We start from the raw sequence: 18,793 nt of genomic DNA, 5'->3' as shown, positions 1-18,793 counted from the left end.
CGCGTCTCCGCGCCTCCGCGCGAACATCATCATTCTTCGCGGCGTCGCGGCTTCGCGTGAACAAATTGACTCAAGCTTCCGGCATTTCCCCCCGCGACCGAATCGCCGCACCGGCGGCCTGAATGAACTGCCACACATCGGCCGAAAAGCCGGGATCGGCCTGTCCATCCCAATCCGCGCGATTCTCGTGCAACCGAGTCGCACCCGCCCACATCTCCGATGACGCCACCGCGCGGAACGGTGCCAGCAGCGCGAACCATTCGCGCACAAAGCCTCGTGCCGCCTCCGAGTCCGGGTCCATCGGCAGCGCCGCCGCGATCCGCTGGCCCAGATCGGACCAGCGCGCCTGATAGGCCTTTTGGTCGAATTCGGGGCCGAGTGCCTCCATCCGCGTCGCCCAATGCACCTGTTCTTCCTCGGTGAAATGGCGGTCGACCACCGATTTCCATTGTGTCGTCGTCATGGCATTCCCTTTTCGTATCAGCGAGCACAGCGTCGCGACGTCGATGCGCTCGCCGGCATCGATGCGGGACTGGATGGATGTCAGGAGCGCGGCGGTCTCGGCCAGTGCCCGACGTTCCGCCTCGACCGCCTTTGCCTGGGCCGCGATCATCGGCCCCAGCGCCGCGCTTGGCCGGTCGAGCATCTGTCCGATCGCCGCCAGCGTGAAGCCTGCGCGTTTCAGCGCGACGATGGCGTGCAGCCGCTCCAACTCGCCTGCGCCGAAAATCCGCCGCCCGCCCTCGCTGCGCAGTGGCCGGATCAATCCGCGCGCCTCGTAAAAGCGCAGCGCCCGGCTGCTCAGGCCGGTGGCGCGGGCAATTTCGGTGATGTCGAGCATGGTGGTCATGCGCCGCACCGTACCGCTTGACGTTGCGTCAACCGCAAGCCCCTTTTTGACGGTTGCCGCTTGCCCTCCCCCCGCGATCCGGCGATGAGCGGCCAAACCTGAAGGAAATGAAGATGTCGATCCTGTCCGACCGCTGGATTCGCGAAGCCGCGCAGACCCAAGGCATGATCGAACCCTTCGTCGAGAGCCAGCGTCGCGACGGCTGCATCAGCTATGGCCTGTCGTCCTATGGCTATGATGCGCGGGTGGCGGACGAGTTCAAGATCTTTACCAATGTCGACAGCGCGGTGGTCGACCCCAAGGACTTTGCATCGAACAGTTTTGTCGACCGCAAGACCGATTGCTGTATCATTCCGCCCAACAGCTTCGCACTGGCCCGGACGGTCGAATATTTCCGGGTGCCGCGCGACGTACTGGTGATCTGCCTCGGCAAGTCGACCTATGCGCGGTGCGGGATCATCGTGAACGTCACGCCGCTGGAGCCGGGTTGGGAAGGCCATGTGACGCTGGAATTTTCCAACACCACGCCGCTGCCCGCCAAGATCTACGCCAATGAGGGCGCCTGCCAGTTCCTGTTCCTGAAGGGCAACGAGCCCTGTGAGACCAGCTATGCCGACCGGGCGGGCAAATATATGGGCCAGCGCGGGGTGACGCTGCCTCGGCTATAATCATTCGCACAACCTTACATTGACACTCGCACAACCTTACACTGACATTCAGCGAATTTCCGCCACTTTCATACGGCTCGAGGCTGTCCTGTGCCGTCGAACCGATTTACTACCGTCCGCGACGCGTAGTCGACCACACTTACGCTTCGCCCGCCAGCCAAGCCGAGGCGCCGGTATGCCGTGCGCGTGACGGGTCTTGTGGGGCGCGAAGTCCGAAAGTACGAATTTCCGAGCCAATGCGTCATCGGCTCGGACCGGACGAAAGCATGGAATTAGTCGCGGCAGAATTACGTGACCATGCGGGTCTGCCCTCGCTCGAGCGTTCAGCTGCAAACGCTCTTCAGTCGCACTAGGTGCTTTCGGTCGACCTCCTCCATCATGACGGATAGGGTATTTGCCGCCTCTCTCGTCTCCTCAGTCCTCAGGGGGCGTCGGCGCCGTTGGATGATCTCATCGGCACGTGAGCTTGGCGATGCGCACCGCCTCGTCGACGGTGCCGAGCAGCGCCGCCACAGCCGCGACCATGCGCTCGCAGTCCCGGAGAGCGTCGATCTCCCTCTCTATCTCGGGGACTGCATCGGAAAACGCCTTGGCATGACGTGCAATCTCATCCGTCTGCCGCGCGAGCAGCACCCGGCCCGTCGAGGTCACGCGTGCGTTCACCTCGGCCATCTGCTCGGTGATGGCAACGATCGCCGCAGCGTCCGGGGCGGAATCGATCGCCCACTCTAGCCGACGGACGAGGGCGACGAGATCGCGGTGCATCGCATGCAGGTCGGGATTGTCGCCGGGGCCGACCGCCATGGTATCATCGCTGTTCATCTCGCGTCTCCCGCCTTCTCGATCGCCCGGTAGGTGGCTTCCGTCCTATCCAGCCGATCGTTGATGTCCTTCAGCACCTCACCGAACGGGCGCCGCGAACCGTTGGCGGCGGCGGTGTGCGCGTCGGCCAAGCCAAGGAGCGACGCGCGCAGACCGGCGAGTGCCGCGAGTTGCGCGTCCCGCCTGTCGATGCCGACGAGGTAGTCGGACACGATCTGTCGCTGACGGGCATCAGCCTTCTCCGTGGCGGCAGCGGCGTATGCGCGCTGATGCACAGAGAGCGCCGTCGCCCAGTTCGAGGCGACCGTGCCCCGCAACCCCTCGGAATCGCTCCTGCCGACGGCGTCCGCCATCGCGATCAGAAGGGTGCGGACTTCCGGGTCGGTGCGTCGAAGAATGTCGCGAGCGCTGGACTGCGCCCGGAGATCGACCAGCGCGCCTGCTAGGGTGGCGAATCCGGCGGACACGCCGGGATCGAGGCCGGCTGCGGTCGGCCCCGCGTTCAGCTGGACACCCAGTTCGCGGAAGGCGTCGGTCTGGACGCCGCCCCGCCCGCGCCCGGTCAGGGTCGCCAACAGGTTTCCGTAGCGGGCGAGATCGCCGAGTGCGCCGCGCCATTTGGCGGCGACCTCGGGTGGAACAGCCGCCGGGAAGCGCCGCTCCGACAGGCCGATCGCGCCGGACCGGACGAAGCGGTCCACTTCGACCGATCGGGTCAGTCGATTGGCCTCCGCAAAGGTCGTGGTCGTGTCCGTCTGCAGGGTTGATGCCGCGCGGCCGAATCCCGTCAGGTCGGCGGAAGGCGCCGTCGCGCAGCCGCTCGGAACCGTCGGCAGCAGCAGGCAGACGACGATGCGGAGCGTCGGACCGGACGGGATCGAAATCATGGTACGCACCCCAGTTCGGAGGAGAGATTCCGGAACGACCGGGCCGTGAGGCGTGGGAACAGACCGAGGCGTGACCGAAGTTCGACCTCGTCCAGCGTCACCCTGGCGTCGCAATGGTCGAGCGTCCTCGGTGCGACCGTGTCCATGATGAAGGCGGCGAGACGACCGTCCTGCGTCGCTATCACCTTCCAGTAGCCCGATGGGACCCGATGACGCTCGTCGGCATTCGGCATCGGCGGGAGGACACGCTCGAACAACGGCCCCGTCAGGACGTAGACCCCTATGTTCTCCTTGCGGGCGAGGTCGTTCTCCCGCGCCTCCAGCCGCTGCCACGCCCCTTGGTTCAAAGCCGCACCCTGCGGCGTGATGTTGGAGAGGATGTTGGTGTCGGCGGCGAACGGCGTGCCGGATTGGCCGGCGAGCGGCGCCTGGTGCCCACGGTCAATTCCCAGCGCCTTGGGCGCGCCGTCATAGTCTGCCGGTTCCAGCGTCTCGTCGGGATCGAGCCATGGATCCGCCGTCCACTTGCGTTCACCGGACGGTCCGATCGAGGACGGAGTCACGCGGTAGGCGACCCAGTCCGCCATCTTCGTCAGGTCGTTGGATGCCAAGGTGTAGATTTCTCGCACGACGATGTCGTCGATGTCGGCGGCTCCGATCGGGCATCCGTGGAGACAGTGGAAGGTGTGCAGTTCCGACTGGACAGCCATGGTCGGGGTCGATGCGGTCACCCCGACCAGACAGACCGCCGTCGCAATCCACGATCTCGCGTGGAGGGGCGGCCTGCCTACGGAGTGTGACCGCAAAGGCCACTTCATCATAGGTAATGATCCCGGAAGAGCTCGTGCGTCCGCAGCACAGCGGGTCTATATGGTCCATCGGCACCCTGCCGGGGCACGGCATCAAGAGCGAAGCGCTCGGACACGCTCGGATGCATCGTGGCGGTGTCCTTCAGGTCGCGCGGCTGCACCTTCCAGGTGATCGACCGCGTGAGCCGACGCAGCCAGAACGGTGTGCGGCTTCGCACGGTGTCGGACATGCCCACTACCTCATCATGCTGGACGCCATCCGCCGAAGGGAACAGGTGGATGCGGGTATCGTCGACGATCAGCGGATGACGCACGGAGCGCGCCTCCTCCAGCATCCACTCCAACGCTATGTCGGACAGCCTCGACTCCGCCTCGGGATAGCTGCCGCCGATGTCCGAATGGTTGCCCGCGAACCACATTTGGACGAACGGCTTCGGTTCACCCTCGACTTCCGGGCGGCGTTCCACGCCCTTGCCGGGCCCCCAAGGCACCCGAGGGAAATCCGCACGGTTCTCGTCTATGGCGATCGCATGTCGCGCATGGACGACCGCCCGGCCAAGCAGCTTGTCGTAGTCGCGTCCGCTCCATTGCGCCAAGTGGAAGGTCCTGCGTCCTCCCGCTACGGACGGCTTGAAGGTCTTGAGGGCTGTCCGGAGATAAAGCCAAGCCCCGACCAAGACGATGATCGCGGCCGCGACGATGAACGAGGCAGTCCAGCCGGTGTCGAACAGCCGATGGATTATCGTCGCCGCCGTTGCGGCGGAAGCCGCCGTCAAGAGCGCGAGAACCGCACCAAGCGCAATCCGCAGAGGCCCCTTCGCGCCGAGCGAGGCTACAGTGTCGAATACGCCTATGAAGTAGGGCGCGGCGTTCGCCTCGCCGTTGACGTCCGATCCGTGTTCGATGCGGAAGCGATGGGCGAGTTCTTCGCGCTCGGCCTCGTATCGCGCGCGCGGATGGCCCGCACCATGCTCAGCCACCCGGATGACCGCTTGATCCGCGACCTCCCTACCCGCATTCCGGAAGCGGGGCAGGTCCCCCTCCGGAATGCGGGTAGGGACGCCGCAGAGTCGAAGGACGGTCGCCACGCTGCGGGCGGTGTACGCGCCGCGGCTGAAGCCAAACAGCCAGATGCGGTCGCCGGGACGGTAGTGGTTGATGATGAATTCATAGCAGTCTGCGATGTTGGTGGTGATGCCGCGTCCCGTCACCGACGACAGCAGCTTCGCGATCCAGCGGCGGACCGAAGTCAGCCCCGTGGCCCCGGCTTCCGTTCCAAGACCAGGATCGTAGAAGACGACCTGATCGCGGGGATCGACCAAGCTGTCGGGGCCCGGCCTGGATGCGCGATACATCTTGAAGATGTTACTCATCCGCTGCTCCGGACGGACGCCGCCGTCCTGGCCCGTGCCATCGGAGAAGACCACTATGTTCTTCGGCATCGATGCCCCCTCCATTCTGTTTTCGTCTCAAGCCGCCAGATTGATAGCGTTCGTACAGTGCTCGCAGCCCTTCGGCCAAGGCGCGGTCACCAGTCCGCCTCCGAGCGGCACCTGATTTGAACGGCGCGTCAGCGTCTCGGCCAGCATCGCTCCCGCCGCGACCGTGTTGGCTCGAGCGGTCAGCCAGACATGCTCGACCGATTCCGCTGGCCTTTCAAGCAGTGCGTTAAGGGATGTCGTCGCGACTAGATCGACCGCGAAACCGAGCTCAACCGCGCCGTAGGGCTGGTAGTGATTGCCGCATGCCGGCTCCTCGTGCTCGGTGCGGCCCGACGGCCAATCCAACGCAGGGAGGAGCGGAACACCGGTTGGACCGAAGCCGCAGCGCAGGCATCCACCGGTCTTGGATATGGTCACGGCGTGCGCCGCGAGCGCGAGATCCTCCAGCCAACCATAGACGATCGGAGCGTTGCGTCCTGTCGCCACATGCCACCTGTCCAGTGCGCCTTCCGCTCCCCAGCTTCCTGTCGCTGCGACGATGAGATCGGCATCGATCAGCAGCCGCTCGTGGTGGGAGAGCAGTACGTGCATTCCCAAATCGTGCCCCGCCACATCCATGTGCGGAAACTCGCGACGAAGGCGTTCGGCCAGCGCCTTCGCCTTGTTGAACCCGACGCAATCGGCACCCAGTTCGTGTCGACCGACATTGGACCACGCCAGCGCGTCGTTGTCGACGAGGTGCAGTCGCCCGACGCCAGCACGGGCCAGTCTGGCGGCGACGGATGAGCCGAGCGACCCGCACCCGATCACGACGACGGTGGACGCGATGAGCCGTTCGATCCTGGGATCCCTGCCGCGTCCATGGATCCATCTCGCATCGGCGCGATCGACCTGAAGGCGCCGCATTGGCGCCGCGGAGAACATGCGCGAGGCGGCCACGCTGGCAGGGAGAGGCGCCGCCCTGAACCCTTGGGTCAACGGATGTTCGGTGCCGCCGCGTGCGCCGCTACGCCTATGCGCCACGGTCGTCTCCACAGCGATCAGTCCTGCGCCGCCGCGACCCTCCGCCCCGAAGACGACCAGCGCGTTATCGACCGTGGCTGCCGCGAGCTCCTCCACAATGCCCGAAGCCCCCGGACCCGCGGTGGCAGCGAGGGTGACAACGTTTGCACCGATGATCGGGTAGTCGGCCGGCACAGGAGGCGTTGGCAGCCAGACCAGCGCTGCGGGTTCATGCCGACAGGTCTTGCGGGCATGCGGGGAACCGGAAAGGTTGGCGAGCCAGCGCTCGAGCGTCGCCGCATCCTCCGCAACCGTCATCGCGCCTGCCCGATCGCGCCACACCCGCACCATGCGGGACGGTCCGCCGGGGCGGAGCAGGCTGCGCACCTTCGGTGCTCCGAAGTCCGATCCGTAGAACCAGTAGGTGAGGAACTCCTCCCGGAAGTCGCGCTCGACGATGTCGCCGGAAAGCAGCTCCTCGATCAGTCGGGCGGATCGGGCGAGCAGATTGACGGCGACGGCCGCCGGATCACCGGCATCCACTTCAGCGTGGATCGGCAGGAGGCACATCACGCCATCGCCTTCGACGTGAGGCCATTCCAGGTCGTCGGGACGGTCGACCAGCGCGGTGCGGGGATATGCTGCGGGGAATGCCGAAACGATCAGAAGATCGACCCGACGCGTCTGGCCGTCCGAACAGTCCACGGGGATTCGCCACCCATCGACGAAGGCCCGGCGCGGATAAGCCGCCCGCAGCCGACCCGCATCGAGACGCTCCGGGACGATCCCCAGATCGGCGGCGAGCCTCTCATCGACGAGCTGGACGGCGACATCGGACGTCATCTGGCCGCGGACGCCTCTGTCAGGCATGCCGTCCACCACCGGCGCCGACTACCGCCGCAGCGGTGGGGGCCTCCAGCGCCATGAGGGCGGCCGACCCGATGCCGACGCGACAGGCGAACGCCGCGGCGCGTTCCTCCTTGTAGCGGGCGCTGAAGAAATCGGTATTGTAGACCTTGTCCCAGCACGACAGCGCCTTCTCGCGGGTGCAGTCCGCCTCGAACAAAGGCTCCATCCAGCCGAGGGCCTCGTCCAGCTTGGATCGCAGGAAGGAAGCCTTACCGTCGGAATCGCCGCTGGTGATGGTGTCGCCGGGCGTCACCGGATGGGAGACGACGAGGTTCCAGTCGAGCCGCTGCTTGATGGCGCGCATCGTCTCGTGGACGGCGCGGTCGTCGCGCGCCACGTCGAGGTGCCGGTTCTCGACGACCAGCACGGTAATACCGAAACCACTCAGGATACGTCCGGACCAGCTCGACCGGCTTCGCGCGAACTTCTTCACGTGGCGCACCAGCCGGCGTAGCAGATAGGTCTGCCCGCTGGCGTTCAGTTCGCGATCGAACCACGCCGTGACATCGCGAGCATCGGACCGTCGCCACCCGGCCCCCGACGCCAGCTCATAAGAATAGGATCCGTTCGTATCGACGCGACGATATACGGGGACGTCGACGTGGAATCCGGCCGCATAGAACACCCGGACGCAGTTCGGTCGCACCTCGGGTGCATCATTGAAGCTGCCGTCGTCCAATGCGTCGCGCACCATCCATCGTGCGTCGAGCGCCGACATCGCGGCGCCTCGCGAGCCGACCAGATCGTCCTTCCGGAAATACACTCCGTCGTCTATGTCGTAATCGTTCTGCGGATGCTGGAGCATCGTCTTCATGGCGTAGCTGCCCTGCTTGACGAACTCGATCGGCGCAGGTTTGCCGTTGTCGGCCAGTCCCTTGCGGAGGCGGCGGCGGTTCGCATCGCGCCGGTCACGCATGGCGGTCTGCTCCGCCTGCGAAAGGACCACCTGCTTGTCGTGGAAAGCGCGCACGTCCTTGGAGCAGTCGAACACCGGTCTATTCCTCAGTTGGCCGCATAGGCGGGGGAAGGATGCGCCTGACCGGCGGCATCGGGCAGATCGTCGAGCAGGGCGCGGATCATTGCCCCCTCCCCGTTCCGCGGATCGTCGCAGTTGCTGCGCGTCAGATCCGCGTCCGTGTGCGCCTGCGCGACGAGGCGATCCATAGCCTCGTCACGGGCGTCGTCGAGACCGAGGAACGGCATCATTCCGGCCGGCACCTCCCTATTGGGAAAGCGCACGCGGCGGACCTGTCGGCCGCACTGGCTCATCGCGTTGGCGAGCAACCTAGCCATGTTGTCGTATGCGAACTCCTGCGCCGCGATGCCGAGCGGCGCCACGTCCGCTCCGAATCGCCACTCCATCATGGATCGATGCGCGGCATCGCCGGTCACATGCTCTCCTTCGGGGCGGGGGCAGGTGCCGAGCGAGAAGATCTCGATAGGCTGATCGGGTGCTGCGACGGTGAGCGCGTCGGTCAGACCGACCATGATGGGATTGTTGGCCCATAGACCACCGTCAGCGAACACCTGTTTGACGCCGGAGCCGTTCGGCTCGTCGATCTCAGCAAGCGAACGATAGATGGGTGCCGCGCTGGTCGCCAGGCAGACGTCGACGAGCGGATAGTTGTCGTCCCTCACGCCGCTGCGCGGGGTCTTCTTGAAGACCCATGCCTTGTGGTTGCTCATCCTCACGGCCGGAATGGACAGCGAGATGCCACGGTCTCGGTAGACGTCGATCATCGTCGTGGTGCCGAGCACCTCGGTCAGTGCCTGCCGCAGCGCCTTGTCGCCTTCGCGCACATAGCGTCGTCCGGCGAACGCACGGTGGAGGACGCTGGCGCGACCGGTGATGCGGTGAGGGAAAATGGCTCGCCCGTGTTCCCGGTACAGGCGCACGACTTGCACCATGGGAACGCCGACCGCGGCGGCGCAGCCGACGATCGCTCCCGTGCTGGTACCGACGATGAGATCGAAGCCGAGGCCGAGATCAAGTGGGCCTCGTCCTGTCCGCCGCGCATGCTGATCGAGGAGCCGGTCGAGGAACGCCGCGGTGTAGATCCCGCGCGTTCCGCCGCCATCGAGGCTCAGCACGCGATAGGGCCGCTTCGTGTCATCCTGCCGATCTTCAGCCACCGAATCGCTCCTGCCGCTTCCCAGTCGGATTTACGCGATGTTAAGAATAATGACAACCAGATTGGCAACGCCGCTACAGCCCAGGATAGCAATTTCGTTGATTTCGGGCGCGTCAAGGTGTTTGACTTCCACCTTGGCATGATTCATTACCCCCGCATGCGGGAGATGGTTCATGGCGGCTGACATCTATGCCCGGGTAGGCGCGGCCATCCGCGCGCGGCGCGGGGCCATCGGACTCACGCAAGCCATGCTTGCTGCGGAGACCGGTCTTTCCAGAAGTTCCATCACGAATATCGAGAACGGTGGGCAGGCGATACTGCTGCACCAGTTGGTGGATGTCGCGAGAGCGCTGAAGACGGATGCGTGTGAACTGCTGATCGCCGGTGCCGTGAATGGCGAGCATGACGTTCGAACTGACGTACGCGTTGGGGACGGACGGGCAACGGCGCTTCTGTCACGATTGACACCCATCGGCGGGAGTGTTTCGCGGTGAGTACGTTCCGTCGCGCCCGTTACGGCAGAATCGAGCGGATGGTCGACGAACTGCTTGACGCGGACGGCATCGGCGATGCGCCACCGGTCCCAGTGGAGGCCATGATCCACCGCCGTGGGATCAGTCTTCAGAAGGGCGATCTCGAAGACGTTTCAGGACTTCTGGTCCGGAACGGAAGTAGCAGCATCATCGGGGTCAACGGCAGTCATCCGGCCGTCAGGCAGCGCTTCACCATCGCACACGAGTTCGGCCACTTCCTGCTGCATGAGGGGATCGTGGAGCACGTGGACCACGGGTATCGCGTCAACTATCGCAACGACGCGTCATCGTTGGCGAGGGACGTCGAGGAGATCGAGGCGAACTTCTTCGCCGCATCCCTACTGATGCCCAAGCGCATGCTGGACGCCTGCGGCGGGGTCGACGCGATCGATGATGATCAACAGGTGAAGCAGCTCGCGACGCGCTTTAACGTAAGCGCCCATGCTATGAGCCTGCGCCTCGCCAACGTCTATCGCCGCTTCGCTCCGTATTGAGTAGCCTTCGGCGCGCAACGTGCCCGTATATGGGAGGTTGCCGTTAATAGGGTCAGGACTTGTTGATCACAGCCAGAAGTTAACGGTGGCAGCGAGGGCGATGGCCGAGAAGAAGGCGGTTGGGCAGCGGTCGTAGGGGGTGGCAACGCGGCGCCAGTCCTTCATGCGGCCAAAATCCCCTTTTAACTCGCAGGCTCGATGCCGTGCGGCATGCCTTTAGGTAAGTGGCGTCGATCATGACCGTCTGCGGCTCGGCGCCAGTAGTAGCTAGACCTTACACCATTCGCGTGAACACGCCAGCCTCGCCCCAACGCTTCCACCGATTATACAGCTTCTTTTTCGGTCCATACTCGCTGGTCGCATCTCGCCAGCGCAGCCCATTAGCGTCGCTGCGCCTCGAAGCCGCTTACGCTCGACTCCGCAAATCGACAAGTTTGGACATCGTCACTTACGCGGCGCAAACTCGATGTCAGTGATGGTTGCTGTGGCCTTCCCCTCGGCCCACTCGGATGGGACACTCTTGGCGTTGTAGAAATGATCTTTCTCATTCTGCCAGATGTAGTTCGGACGCAGCGGGGTGTTGTTATCGCTGGAATAGCTGTTTTCAACCACCCAAACCGGGCTGTATTCCTCTTCTGCGATCGGCTTTCCCTGTGAATCCTGAAACACCACCTTGACCTTCACCCGGTTCAGCGTGCGGCCGCCATTGTTCTTGATCTTGAAATCCACACCGGGAACGCGTCCGTCCAGCATGCTCTCATAGTATTTGGTCTCGAGGTCGTAGAGCTTGAGATTGTTCCGGATATACGCAGCCTCCTCAGGGCCCGGCCCTTCCGCTTCGACGCTTGGCAATCCCACGCCATCCGATATCGTGCTCGACAGGCCTGACGCATTCTGGCCGGTATCGCTGCCTGCCGTCTTGATGTTGCCCCCCGCGATGGTCCAGCCGATCACGCCGACTGCCAGCAGGGTCGAGATGCCGGCGACCGTCTTCGCCGGACTGTCCGGAAGCGCGGTCAGTGGCTGCTCCAGCTCCCGACGTGCCCTGATGCCCGCATAGACCAGCAGGCCTGCGCCGGCTGCGAGCACGAGCCATCCCCATTGAAGTTGAATCGCGCCGACCGCCGTCTTAGCGAGGCCAGCGAACGGATTGTCCTTCAACTCGTCCATGCTGCTGCGAATCTGGGACAATCGGTACTGCAGGGTGGCGAAGTGGTAGACGAGTATCACGGCTCCCGCGACACCGGGCCACAACGTGTCGTGTTCGCGTCCGTTGAGCGCCATGGCGCCGCCGATGACGGCGATAGCGAGCAGCACCAACGCGATCAGGTTCGTGCCATCATTGAAGATGTTGACGTTGCCAAGAAACGGCAGCGTGACGATCGGGCAGAACAGTCCCACGATCAGCACTGCGGCGCCCGCCAATCCAAGATTCTTGTTGCTCGTCACGACATCCCCCAGTCTCGACCCCATAAAGCCCTTCAAAGGAATGATCGCCCAGTTCTGGCGGCCGATCAACTACCTGCTATAGCGAGCCTTCACTCTTGGGTGGGGCAGAGACCTTGGAAAAGATGAAGTTTTGGCTGGCAGCGACCGTTGCGGCGGTGACTGTCGTGTCGCCAGCGATGGCGCGCGACTTCGGAAACGCGGGCGGCTTCGACATATCCGCTCAGGAAAGCGATGCGGAAAAACCGAACAGCGGTTTCTGCGGCATGCTGGAGGAATACGAGGGGTCGGGCGACACGCGACTGCTACTGTTCCGCTACCTCAGCAATCCCGAAATGATCGTGGTCATCGTGGACAACTACAACTGGTCGATTAAGAAGGACGAGGAATACGAAGTCGAATACCTGTTGGGCGGATCGTATTACGACCGCAAGGCAATCGGCACCGAGGACAGCATCCGAAAGGGATTGATGTCGGCGTTCCCGGCCAGCGAATTCCTGCCGCTATTCGCGAAGAGCTCTAACTTCAAGGTGACGAAGGGAGCGGTGACCGTTGATAGCCTGAGCCTCAAGGGTTCCGGCGCCGCCGTGGAAGCCTTTAATCGCTGCTGGACCTATCTTCGCGGTGACGAAGCCGCCAAACAGCGTGAACGCGATCGCTTTTCCCACATTCCAAAAGACCCGTTCAAATAGTCCTGACGACGGACTGCCGCGTGGGCAGTTGCCCCGGTATCCCGGCTTACCGACGCATGGGGTGTCGGAGATACCGAATGTTGCGGAGCGCACAGGTAAGCGGTGAGATGCTGCCCTTGGATCAGCGTTCGACGTGCGCACGGAAGGCGCCGGTCGCTTCGTCGAACTCGTCGAGTCTCCACCACACGCCCTCCTGCGGATGACAGGACGCGATGTCGCGCGGGTCCGCGGTGACGTCCACGGCGCGAGCGATCACGGCCCGGAAGCGACCATCGTGCCGGTCGCGGCAGATCGCGAGATGACGCACCCGTTCCGTGTGTCCCGGTCGTCGCCGCCATTCGGCATCGAGATCCTCGTCGTCGAAATAGGTCAAGCGGCCGTCGCGCCCCTTCACCACGTCCTGCCATAGGACCAGTGCCACCACCGAGCCGTCAAGCGCGATGCCCGACCAACTCCATCGTGCATTGGTCAGCGTCGTGCCGAAATGCGCGAACGCATCAGTCTTCGTCCAGGTGCGCGGCATCGTCAGCTCCTTTTCCTGCCCGGTCGTGGGATCATGATCTCCCACATGTCCTCGCTTTTCATAACTATCCGACGTTCCTGGGAGGATCTTGTCACATCCCGCGTCGGGCGCCGCCTCCGCTGCGAAACCGCAGATCAGAGATGACGTCCTGAGCCGCAACACACGAAATGCTCATGCGCCCCGCCGCCTTCACGTCACATCCTGCAACTGGCGAGACCACTCCGGAAGCTGTTGGTCCTGCGCGAGCCGCAGTCGGCGCCAGTCGAGAGCCGCGAAGACTTCCGCGGCGTCCAAAGCATCGGACACGGGCAACGAGCCAAGCGCCTCCCTGCCGAACCGCGCGGCGAGTGCCGGATCCGACAGGTAGGCGTCCTGCCACCAGCGCATTATCCGTTCACGGCTCTGCGAAAGCAGCGCTGCCGAGGGCAGCCGGTCCCGCTTCTCATGGCGATTGACCCGGGAATCGCACGGCCCGAGGTTCCACAGGTCGCCGCAAGGCCATGCGGCCCAAGGAAGGCAGTGATCTACATCGAGCCTGACGGAAGAAAGCGGCCGGCCGGTCCAGACGCACTCGATCTGCCGGCCCTCCGCCAAGATCCGATCCGCAGCCAGTCGCGCGATCGCAGTAGTCCGTATCGGTTCCCTCCATTCCAGCGCCGCCTCGACGATGCCCGTTTCGACCGGAATGCTCATCCGATCCGCATAGCCGCGCGTCAGCCGAGCCCACTCCGCTACGAGCATCGGATCGATCCAGGGTCCGTGCCGCGACAGCGCGCGCCAGAGTCCTCCCGGGACCACGATCGCACCCCAGCGCCGCAATCCGGCGACTGTCAGTTCCAACCCGCCCGCACGCGAGCCACCACCACGCACCACCTCGAACACGCGGCGATCGCTGTTGGGAAAACGGGTGAAGTTCGCGGGCATGCTCGCAATCGTCGAAGCGGCTTCCGACAACGCCGACACCAACGCGGAACCGCGCTCCGCATCGAAGACGGCGCCGACGCGAAGGTCTGACGCGTCCACGCCGTCCGCCAGCAACCGACGAAACCCGTTCTTCGCGAAGCCGAGCCCGTCGGGACCGCGATTATTCGGGGCCTGCGGCAGCCCCAGCCGCACGAGCGGGAGATACATGCGTATCCAGAACAACGCGACCAAACCAAGCGGCAGATCCACGGCGTCGGCTTGGCCGGCTACGGGCGCCACCGCACCGGGGGCGTGTTCCGCCACGCGGGCGACTGCCCGAAGCAGGCCCAGCTTGTAGGTCGACGACTTGTCGTCTCCCAGCACGATGCCGCGGATCAGCGGCAACGCGCTCGTTCCGTCATCAGGCATGCGCATCGCCACCGACGACCACGTCACATCCGCTCGACCCTGCAGGTCCGAGGCGGTCTCGACCTTCAGGATCTCGAGACCGACCGATCGCGCGAGCCCCTCGACTTCTGCGGCCGACGTTGCGTGCATAGGGCGGTCGGAAGGAGACGGACCCGACCTGAGCGTGATCGCCAGAACGCCGCCCGGCTTCAGCAGGGTCGCGAGCTTACGGAACGAGCGCTGCCTGTCCGCTGGCGCGACGTGCTGCCACACTGCCGACAGTAGTATCAGATCGAAGCCGAGCCCGAGTCTGTGGACGCGGTCCAGCGAGGGAAGACGGTCGTCCACCCAGCGTATGTCATCGTCGGGGTTTGCGGAGGCGTGTCGGCGGAAGCCGGCGGCCGGCTCGACAGCGACGACCGACATTCCGAGCGAACGCAGCCATCGGGCGTCACGCCCGGAACCGGCGCCAACGTCCAGCGCGAGGCCGCGCGATGGGAACAAAGCGCTGATGCCGCTGAACGAGGCGCCTCCTGCCAGCCCGTCGTAGCGGGCTGCAAGGTCCCCGGCCGCCGCGTCATAGGCGGCGATGACACGGTCGCTCTCGTTCAGACGGCGTCTCCCATGAACCGAGCACGGTGCCGAGCGACGTATTCAGGATGCGGCCGCAGTCTCGGATCCTCCGGCAACCCGATGGGCACGCCGGACGACGGGAACAGCCGGACGAGCTCCGACGGCACCTTGTTATGGGACACCAGCAGGTCGAAGCCCTCCCCGATGCTGATGAGATGTCTGTCGAACAGCCAGTGCGCCGTCGCGGAAAGTGCGATGCCGTTCTGCACGACGTCGGGCCCTCCGTCCGCAACGGACCATATGTGCGCGGCCTGCGCTTCCGCCTTCCCGCCTCCATTGACCATGCGCAGACCGGTCACGGCGCATCTGTCGCCGTAGGCATGGAGCACGTGGGCGCGGAACGCAGCATCCCTGATCTTCCGGTTGACCAGCATCTGCTCGACCCGCCGCTCCGAAGGCTCGGACGACAGCAGCGCTGCGGTGGCTGGGTCGATATGATCCGCGTCGAGTTCCAGACGAATCGCGCGCTGTGGAGACAGAGTGTCGGACAGGCCGGCATCGACGATCGCAGCGAAGTCCGGCCCGTCGAGCGGTCGTACAGATCGACCGCGAAGCGCCCGTCCCGCAAACGCCGGATTTTCGAGATCGCGCAGCATGCGCTCCGCGAAGCGTCCACCGTCATCGCGGTAGGGCACGGGCCGGTCGAACTCGACGAACCGCGACACGCGCGCATAGTGCATGCCGGCTGAGGCGGCGTCGATCCGGTCAACGAATGCGGTGGCGACGTAGGCCTTCCGACCGCCGCCGGAACCCGTTTCGCGATAGACGATCCAGTCTTGCACACAGGCCGTGGCAGCCCGCAGGTAAACGCTGGGGAAGTGATAGCGCTCGGCGATGAGGTCGTCGTAACGCGAAGATCCGCTGATCTCGAACACCCCCTTCACGTGACGCACCTCCCAGCGAAATCATTCGAGAACATCAGGCAAAGAGGAGCTGCCGCGCAAGGGCAACCTTCGCAGCTGGACGATATCCGGGCCGTACCGAGGCCCGAGCGATCGAGAACGAAGATGCCTGCTCAGCGTGCGCACCATGCTCGTTGGATGCGACGGCATCGAGAACCCGGCGATGCCGTCTTTGCAAACGCCAAACGGTCAGTCGCGTGTTGACAAGCGCCTGCGCCACCCGCGATTGCATGGCTTCGCCGTGGGGACGGCGAGACGGGGGAGACGACATGCGACGTTCGATCAACATCTTTGGAGCGGCATGCGCCTTGTCCGCCATCGCCGCATCGTCGGCGGCCACCGCCCAGGACAGGAACCAGCTGAAGACCGAGGCGAAGTCTTCGGTCGCGCTGCTTAGAGCCGCCGGCGAGCCCAAGGACCGCTGCGCCACGAACGCCGAGATCCAAGGCGATAACGTCGTCACGCGCACCTTCCCGGGATCCTCCTTCGTGCCGGGCGACAGGGTCCTTTCGGTCAACGGCGTCGATCTTGCCGACAAGACCCCGAACGACGTGATCGCCGTGCTGCGCACCGTCGCGCCCGACGCGAACATTCCGGCAACGGTCAGCCGCGGCGGCGGCACGCGCGCCATCCAGATCACCTGCGTCAACAGCCGACCCGTCATGGAGGCCTACGTGCTCGGGCTGGACCAGGCGGCCGCCGGCAGGTTCGATGATTGCGCCGCGACCTTCGCGCGTCCTGTGAACCTGGGATTCGGCGGAGCGGCGCTGCGCGCGCGGTGTGCGGCCCTGTCCCGTAAGCCAGACGACACCGTGATCGGCGAAGCCAACTTTCAGGCCATGCGCATGGCGGTCGAGGATGCGACCTACCTTCCAGCATCACGAGTCCGCGTCGCTCAGAACCTTCGCGCGATGCAGGCCTCGATCACGCAGAGCGTGGGTGCCACGCGGTTCCGGGAAATCGCCGATCTCGCGAGCCGGTGGCCGGGCGACGAGACGACCTTCGCCAAGTCCGAACCCGACTGGGACCTGTTCCGTCGCAACGGCGAGCAGGCGCTTCGCGCTCGGCTCATCGACCCGGATTCCGCACGCATCGAATGGCCGCGGGGCTTCCTCTACGGGACTTGGAAGCCGCTTCTGAGCAAGCGCATCGAAGGCTATTGGACGTGCGGACTCGTCAACGCACGCAACCGGATGGGCGGCTACACGGGATCGACCGCCTTCGTAGTCGTCATGGACCAGTCCGGCGGCACGCTCTACGCCGACATGGGTTCGGGACGCGACTACGACATCGTCTCCGCTCAGTGCGGCAACTCCGCTAAGCTGCTTCCGCAGGCCCCGGCCTCGTTCGCCACCGCGACGCTTCCTTCGGGCGCTCCATCGTCGCTGGCGGCCGCGCCTTCGCTGAGCGACGAGCTGGCGAAGCTCGCCCAGCTCAAGGCGAGCGGTGCGCTGACGGAACAGGAGTTCCAGGCTGCCAAGGCAAAGCTGCTGACGGCACCAAGGCCGTGATCCGAATCGTACGTAGATAAGGGGCGATGTGATCGGGGCGGCGTCGACGCAGGCCGCGAGACCGATGGGCACGAGCGTAAGATTCCATCGACGCGATTAGCACCAGGGACGCCGCCGCCCCTCCCACGGTCGCGCCAGCCCCTCCCCGACCAGCTGGTCGCCCAGCGACCGGCCGTCGCGGACAAGCACGCGCAGACGCCGCCCGTAGAAATCGACATCGCGGTCCGACCGGCGGAGCTCGAACGGGCCGGCGTTCATGAGTTCCGCCAGGCGCCTGGTCGCCCTGTCGCCGAGCTCCGCCTCCGACCCGCATCTTGGCGGATGCGTCTCCGGCGCGTCGATGTCAGCGATCCGCACCTTCTCCCCATCGATCCAGGCGGTGTCGCCGTCCACAACGCAGTTCGTCCCGCCACCGACATGGCATATCGTGAACTTCGCGCCGTCCGACGTCGCCTCCCCCACCATGGCCATCGGAGCTGCCGGGTCCGCCTCGACGGGCGGAGGGGATCTCGACGGCCCGTGCGGCGCGATCGAAGTCTCAGCCGGTCCGCCACCTACGCCCTGCGGCACCGAAACGCCGATCAGGGTGCCGAGCGACACGGTGCCTATCAACACCATTGCCAGCAGGGCACGGCTCACACGCTCGACGCCGGGATCGGCGCAACCACATCGATTGGCAGGATGAGGGTGTCGTCAGACGCCATAGCGCTTGTTGCCTCCGCTCGTGATGCAGTAGCGGCCGCCGCGGGGACCGACGCAGACGCCACCCCCGCCGCATGGACAGCTGCCGCCGCCGTCATACAGCCCCCGGGACCGGCTGCAACGCGTTCCCGATCGTGCGGACCGGGCGGATCGCGCCACGTGCTGGCTCCTGGGGGCGCGATGGATGCCGAGACCACGCTCATACGAGCGGTCAATATTCGCGCCTGCCCACTTCCGCCCCGCGGCTCGCGCAGCAGGCCACGTGTCATACGTGGCCAAGGATCAGACGAGCAGGTCGCTTCGCACCCAGCACGCCGCAAGACGCGGCGGGTCGACGCGGGTCCACGCGCCCTCGGTCGAGACGACAGCCACATCCTCTCCGCGCCGCAGCGTCCCTACGACCGTAGCGTTTGTCCGCGGCGCCATGCGGCAATTAACGTCGTTCCCACCGACGACAGCCGCGTGGGCGCCGACCGCCCAGAGCAGTGCGGTCGCCATCAGAAACATTCGCAGTGCCCCTCATGC

20 protein-coding genes and 1 pseudogene are annotated in these 18,793 nt (G+C 65.1%); 5 read left to right on the top strand and 16 right to left on the bottom strand.

Annotated features, from left to right (window positions below; genetic code table 11):
• Positions 1-70: 70 nt before the first annotated feature.
• Entirely contained in the window at positions 71-850 is a 780-nt protein-coding gene (locus GGQ89_RS02560) for a MerR family transcriptional regulator (RefSeq protein WP_184103804.1), read from the bottom strand.
• A 113-nt stretch (positions 851-963) separates the two neighbouring features.
• On the opposite strand from GGQ89_RS02560, the gene dcd reads away from it, so the two are divergent.
• A complete protein-coding gene (dcd, locus tag GGQ89_RS02555) occupies positions 964-1,518 on the top strand; it encodes a dCTP deaminase (RefSeq protein WP_042486309.1) in 555 nt (184 codons plus the stop codon).
• A 450-nt stretch (positions 1,519-1,968) separates the two neighbouring features.
• Here dcd and GGQ89_RS02550 read toward each other — a convergent pair whose 3' ends face one another.
• From GGQ89_RS02550 to GGQ89_RS02515, 8 genes are all read right to left on the bottom strand, one after another.
• The gene (locus tag GGQ89_RS02550; RefSeq protein ID WP_056430340.1) at positions 1,969-2,340 is read right to left on the bottom strand and encodes a hypothetical protein; all 372 of its coding nucleotides are present in this window, start codon (positions 2,338-2,340) and stop codon (positions 1,969-1,971) included.
• Positions 2,337-3,227 carry a hypothetical protein gene (locus tag GGQ89_RS02545; protein ID WP_184103802.1) on the bottom strand — a complete coding sequence of 297 codons (891 nt, stop codon included), beginning with the start codon at positions 3,225-3,227 and terminating at the stop codon, positions 2,337-2,339. Before GGQ89_RS02545 ends, GGQ89_RS02550 begins: the two co-directional genes overlap by 4 nt.
• On the bottom strand, positions 3,224-3,958 hold the full coding sequence (locus tag GGQ89_RS02540; RefSeq protein ID WP_184103800.1) for a DNA/RNA non-specific endonuclease: 735 nt from the start codon (positions 3,956-3,958) through the stop codon (positions 3,224-3,226). The genes GGQ89_RS02545 and GGQ89_RS02540 overlap by 4 nt, the downstream gene beginning before the upstream one ends.
• An 86-nt stretch (positions 3,959-4,044) precedes the next feature.
• Positions 4,045-5,478, bottom strand: a complete 1,434-nt coding sequence (locus GGQ89_RS02535; RefSeq protein ID WP_184103798.1) for a DUF2235 domain-containing protein — start codon at positions 5,476-5,478, stop codon at positions 4,045-4,047.
• A 27-nt stretch (positions 5,479-5,505) separates the two neighbouring features.
• Positions 5,506-7,323, bottom strand: coding sequence for a ThiF family adenylyltransferase (locus tag GGQ89_RS02530; protein ID WP_184103796.1), 1,818 nt, complete (start codon positions 7,321-7,323; stop codon positions 5,506-5,508).
• Positions 7,324-7,342: 19 nt separating this feature from the next.
• Positions 7,343-8,380 (bottom strand): cyclic GMP-AMP synthase DncV-like nucleotidyltransferase, encoded by a 1,038-nt coding sequence (locus GGQ89_RS02525; RefSeq protein WP_184103794.1) that lies wholly within the window; start codon positions 8,378-8,380, stop codon positions 7,343-7,345.
• A gap of 11 nt (positions 8,381-8,391) precedes the next feature.
• The gene (locus GGQ89_RS02520) at positions 8,392-9,522 is read right to left on the bottom strand and encodes a patatin-like phospholipase family protein (protein WP_184103792.1); all 1,131 of its coding nucleotides are present in this window, start codon (positions 9,520-9,522) and stop codon (positions 8,392-8,394) included.
• A gap of 30 nt (positions 9,523-9,552) precedes the next feature.
• The gene (locus GGQ89_RS02515; protein ID WP_156360964.1) at positions 9,553-9,696 is read right to left on the bottom strand and encodes a hypothetical protein; all 144 of its coding nucleotides are present in this window, start codon (positions 9,694-9,696) and stop codon (positions 9,553-9,555) included.
• Between GGQ89_RS02515 and GGQ89_RS02510 the strand changes: the two genes are divergently transcribed.
• Together GGQ89_RS02510 and GGQ89_RS02505 are read left to right on the top strand one after the other, a co-directional pair.
• Entirely contained in the window at positions 9,695-10,015 is a 321-nt protein-coding gene (locus GGQ89_RS02510; protein ID WP_184103790.1) for a helix-turn-helix domain-containing protein, read from the top strand. The genes GGQ89_RS02515 and GGQ89_RS02510 overlap by 2 nt on opposite strands.
• A gap of 38 nt (positions 10,016-10,053) precedes the next feature.
• On the top strand, positions 10,054-10,548 hold the full coding sequence (locus GGQ89_RS02505; protein WP_056430363.1) for an ImmA/IrrE family metallo-endopeptidase: 495 nt from the start codon (positions 10,054-10,056) through the stop codon (positions 10,546-10,548).
• A 66-nt stretch (positions 10,549-10,614) separates the two neighbouring features.
• Here the strand turns inward: GGQ89_RS02505 and GGQ89_RS02500 are convergent.
• Positions 10,615-10,930 (bottom strand): annotated as a pseudogene (locus GGQ89_RS02500) (hypothetical protein); the annotation flags it as partial.
• Between the two features lie 62 nt (positions 10,931-10,992).
• On the bottom strand, positions 10,993-12,066 hold the full coding sequence (locus GGQ89_RS02495; RefSeq protein ID WP_184103788.1) for a hypothetical protein: 1,074 nt from the start codon (positions 12,064-12,066) through the stop codon (positions 10,993-10,995).
• A 44-nt stretch (positions 12,067-12,110) separates the two neighbouring features.
• Between GGQ89_RS02495 and GGQ89_RS02490 the strand changes: the two genes are divergently transcribed.
• Entirely contained in the window at positions 12,111-12,686 is a 576-nt protein-coding gene (locus GGQ89_RS02490; protein WP_184103786.1) for a hypothetical protein, read from the top strand.
• Between the two features lie 121 nt (positions 12,687-12,807).
• Here the strand turns inward: GGQ89_RS02490 and GGQ89_RS02485 are convergent, their stop codons facing one another.
• The 3 genes from GGQ89_RS02485 to GGQ89_RS20320 all read right to left on the bottom strand — a co-directional run bounded on the left by GGQ89_RS02485 (position 12,808) and on the right by GGQ89_RS20320 (position 16,037).
• Positions 12,808-13,209 (bottom strand): hypothetical protein, encoded by a 402-nt coding sequence (locus tag GGQ89_RS02485; protein WP_184103785.1) that lies wholly within the window; start codon positions 13,207-13,209, stop codon positions 12,808-12,810.
• Positions 13,210-13,398: 189 nt separating this feature from the next.
• Positions 13,399-15,024, bottom strand: a complete 1,626-nt coding sequence (locus GGQ89_RS02480; protein WP_184103783.1) for a class I SAM-dependent methyltransferase — start codon at positions 15,022-15,024, stop codon at positions 13,399-13,401.
• A gap of 104 nt (positions 15,025-15,128) precedes the next feature.
• Complete coding sequence (locus tag GGQ89_RS20320) at positions 15,129-16,037, bottom strand: HNH endonuclease (protein ID WP_184103781.1); 909 nt, start codon at positions 16,035-16,037, stop codon at positions 15,129-15,131.
• Between the two features lie 287 nt (positions 16,038-16,324).
• Here GGQ89_RS20320 and GGQ89_RS19825 point away from each other — a divergent pair, with 287 nt between their 5' ends.
• Entirely contained in the window at positions 16,325-17,566 is a 1,242-nt protein-coding gene (locus tag GGQ89_RS19825) for an SHOCT domain-containing protein (protein ID WP_240456575.1), read from the top strand.
• Positions 17,567-17,662: 96 nt separating this feature from the next.
• Here GGQ89_RS19825 and GGQ89_RS02465 read toward each other — a convergent pair whose 3' ends face one another.
• Positions 17,663-18,205 carry a thermonuclease family protein gene (locus GGQ89_RS02465; protein ID WP_338112392.1) on the bottom strand — a complete coding sequence of 181 codons (543 nt, stop codon included), beginning with the start codon at positions 18,203-18,205 and terminating at the stop codon, positions 17,663-17,665.
• Positions 18,206-18,550: 345 nt separating this feature from the next.
• Positions 18,551-18,766: an SH3 domain-containing protein gene (locus GGQ89_RS20370; protein ID WP_380865497.1), complete on the bottom strand. Its 216-nt coding sequence runs from the start codon at positions 18,764-18,766 to the stop codon at positions 18,551-18,553.
• Positions 18,767-18,793: the final 27 nt, after the last annotated feature.

The sequence above is a fragment of the Sphingomonas yabuuchiae genome, from assembly GCF_014199595.1.
Lineage (GTDB): Bacteria > Pseudomonadota > Alphaproteobacteria > Sphingomonadales > Sphingomonadaceae > Sphingomonas > Sphingomonas yabuuchiae.
This window is presented reverse-complemented; position numbering and strand designations above follow the sequence as displayed.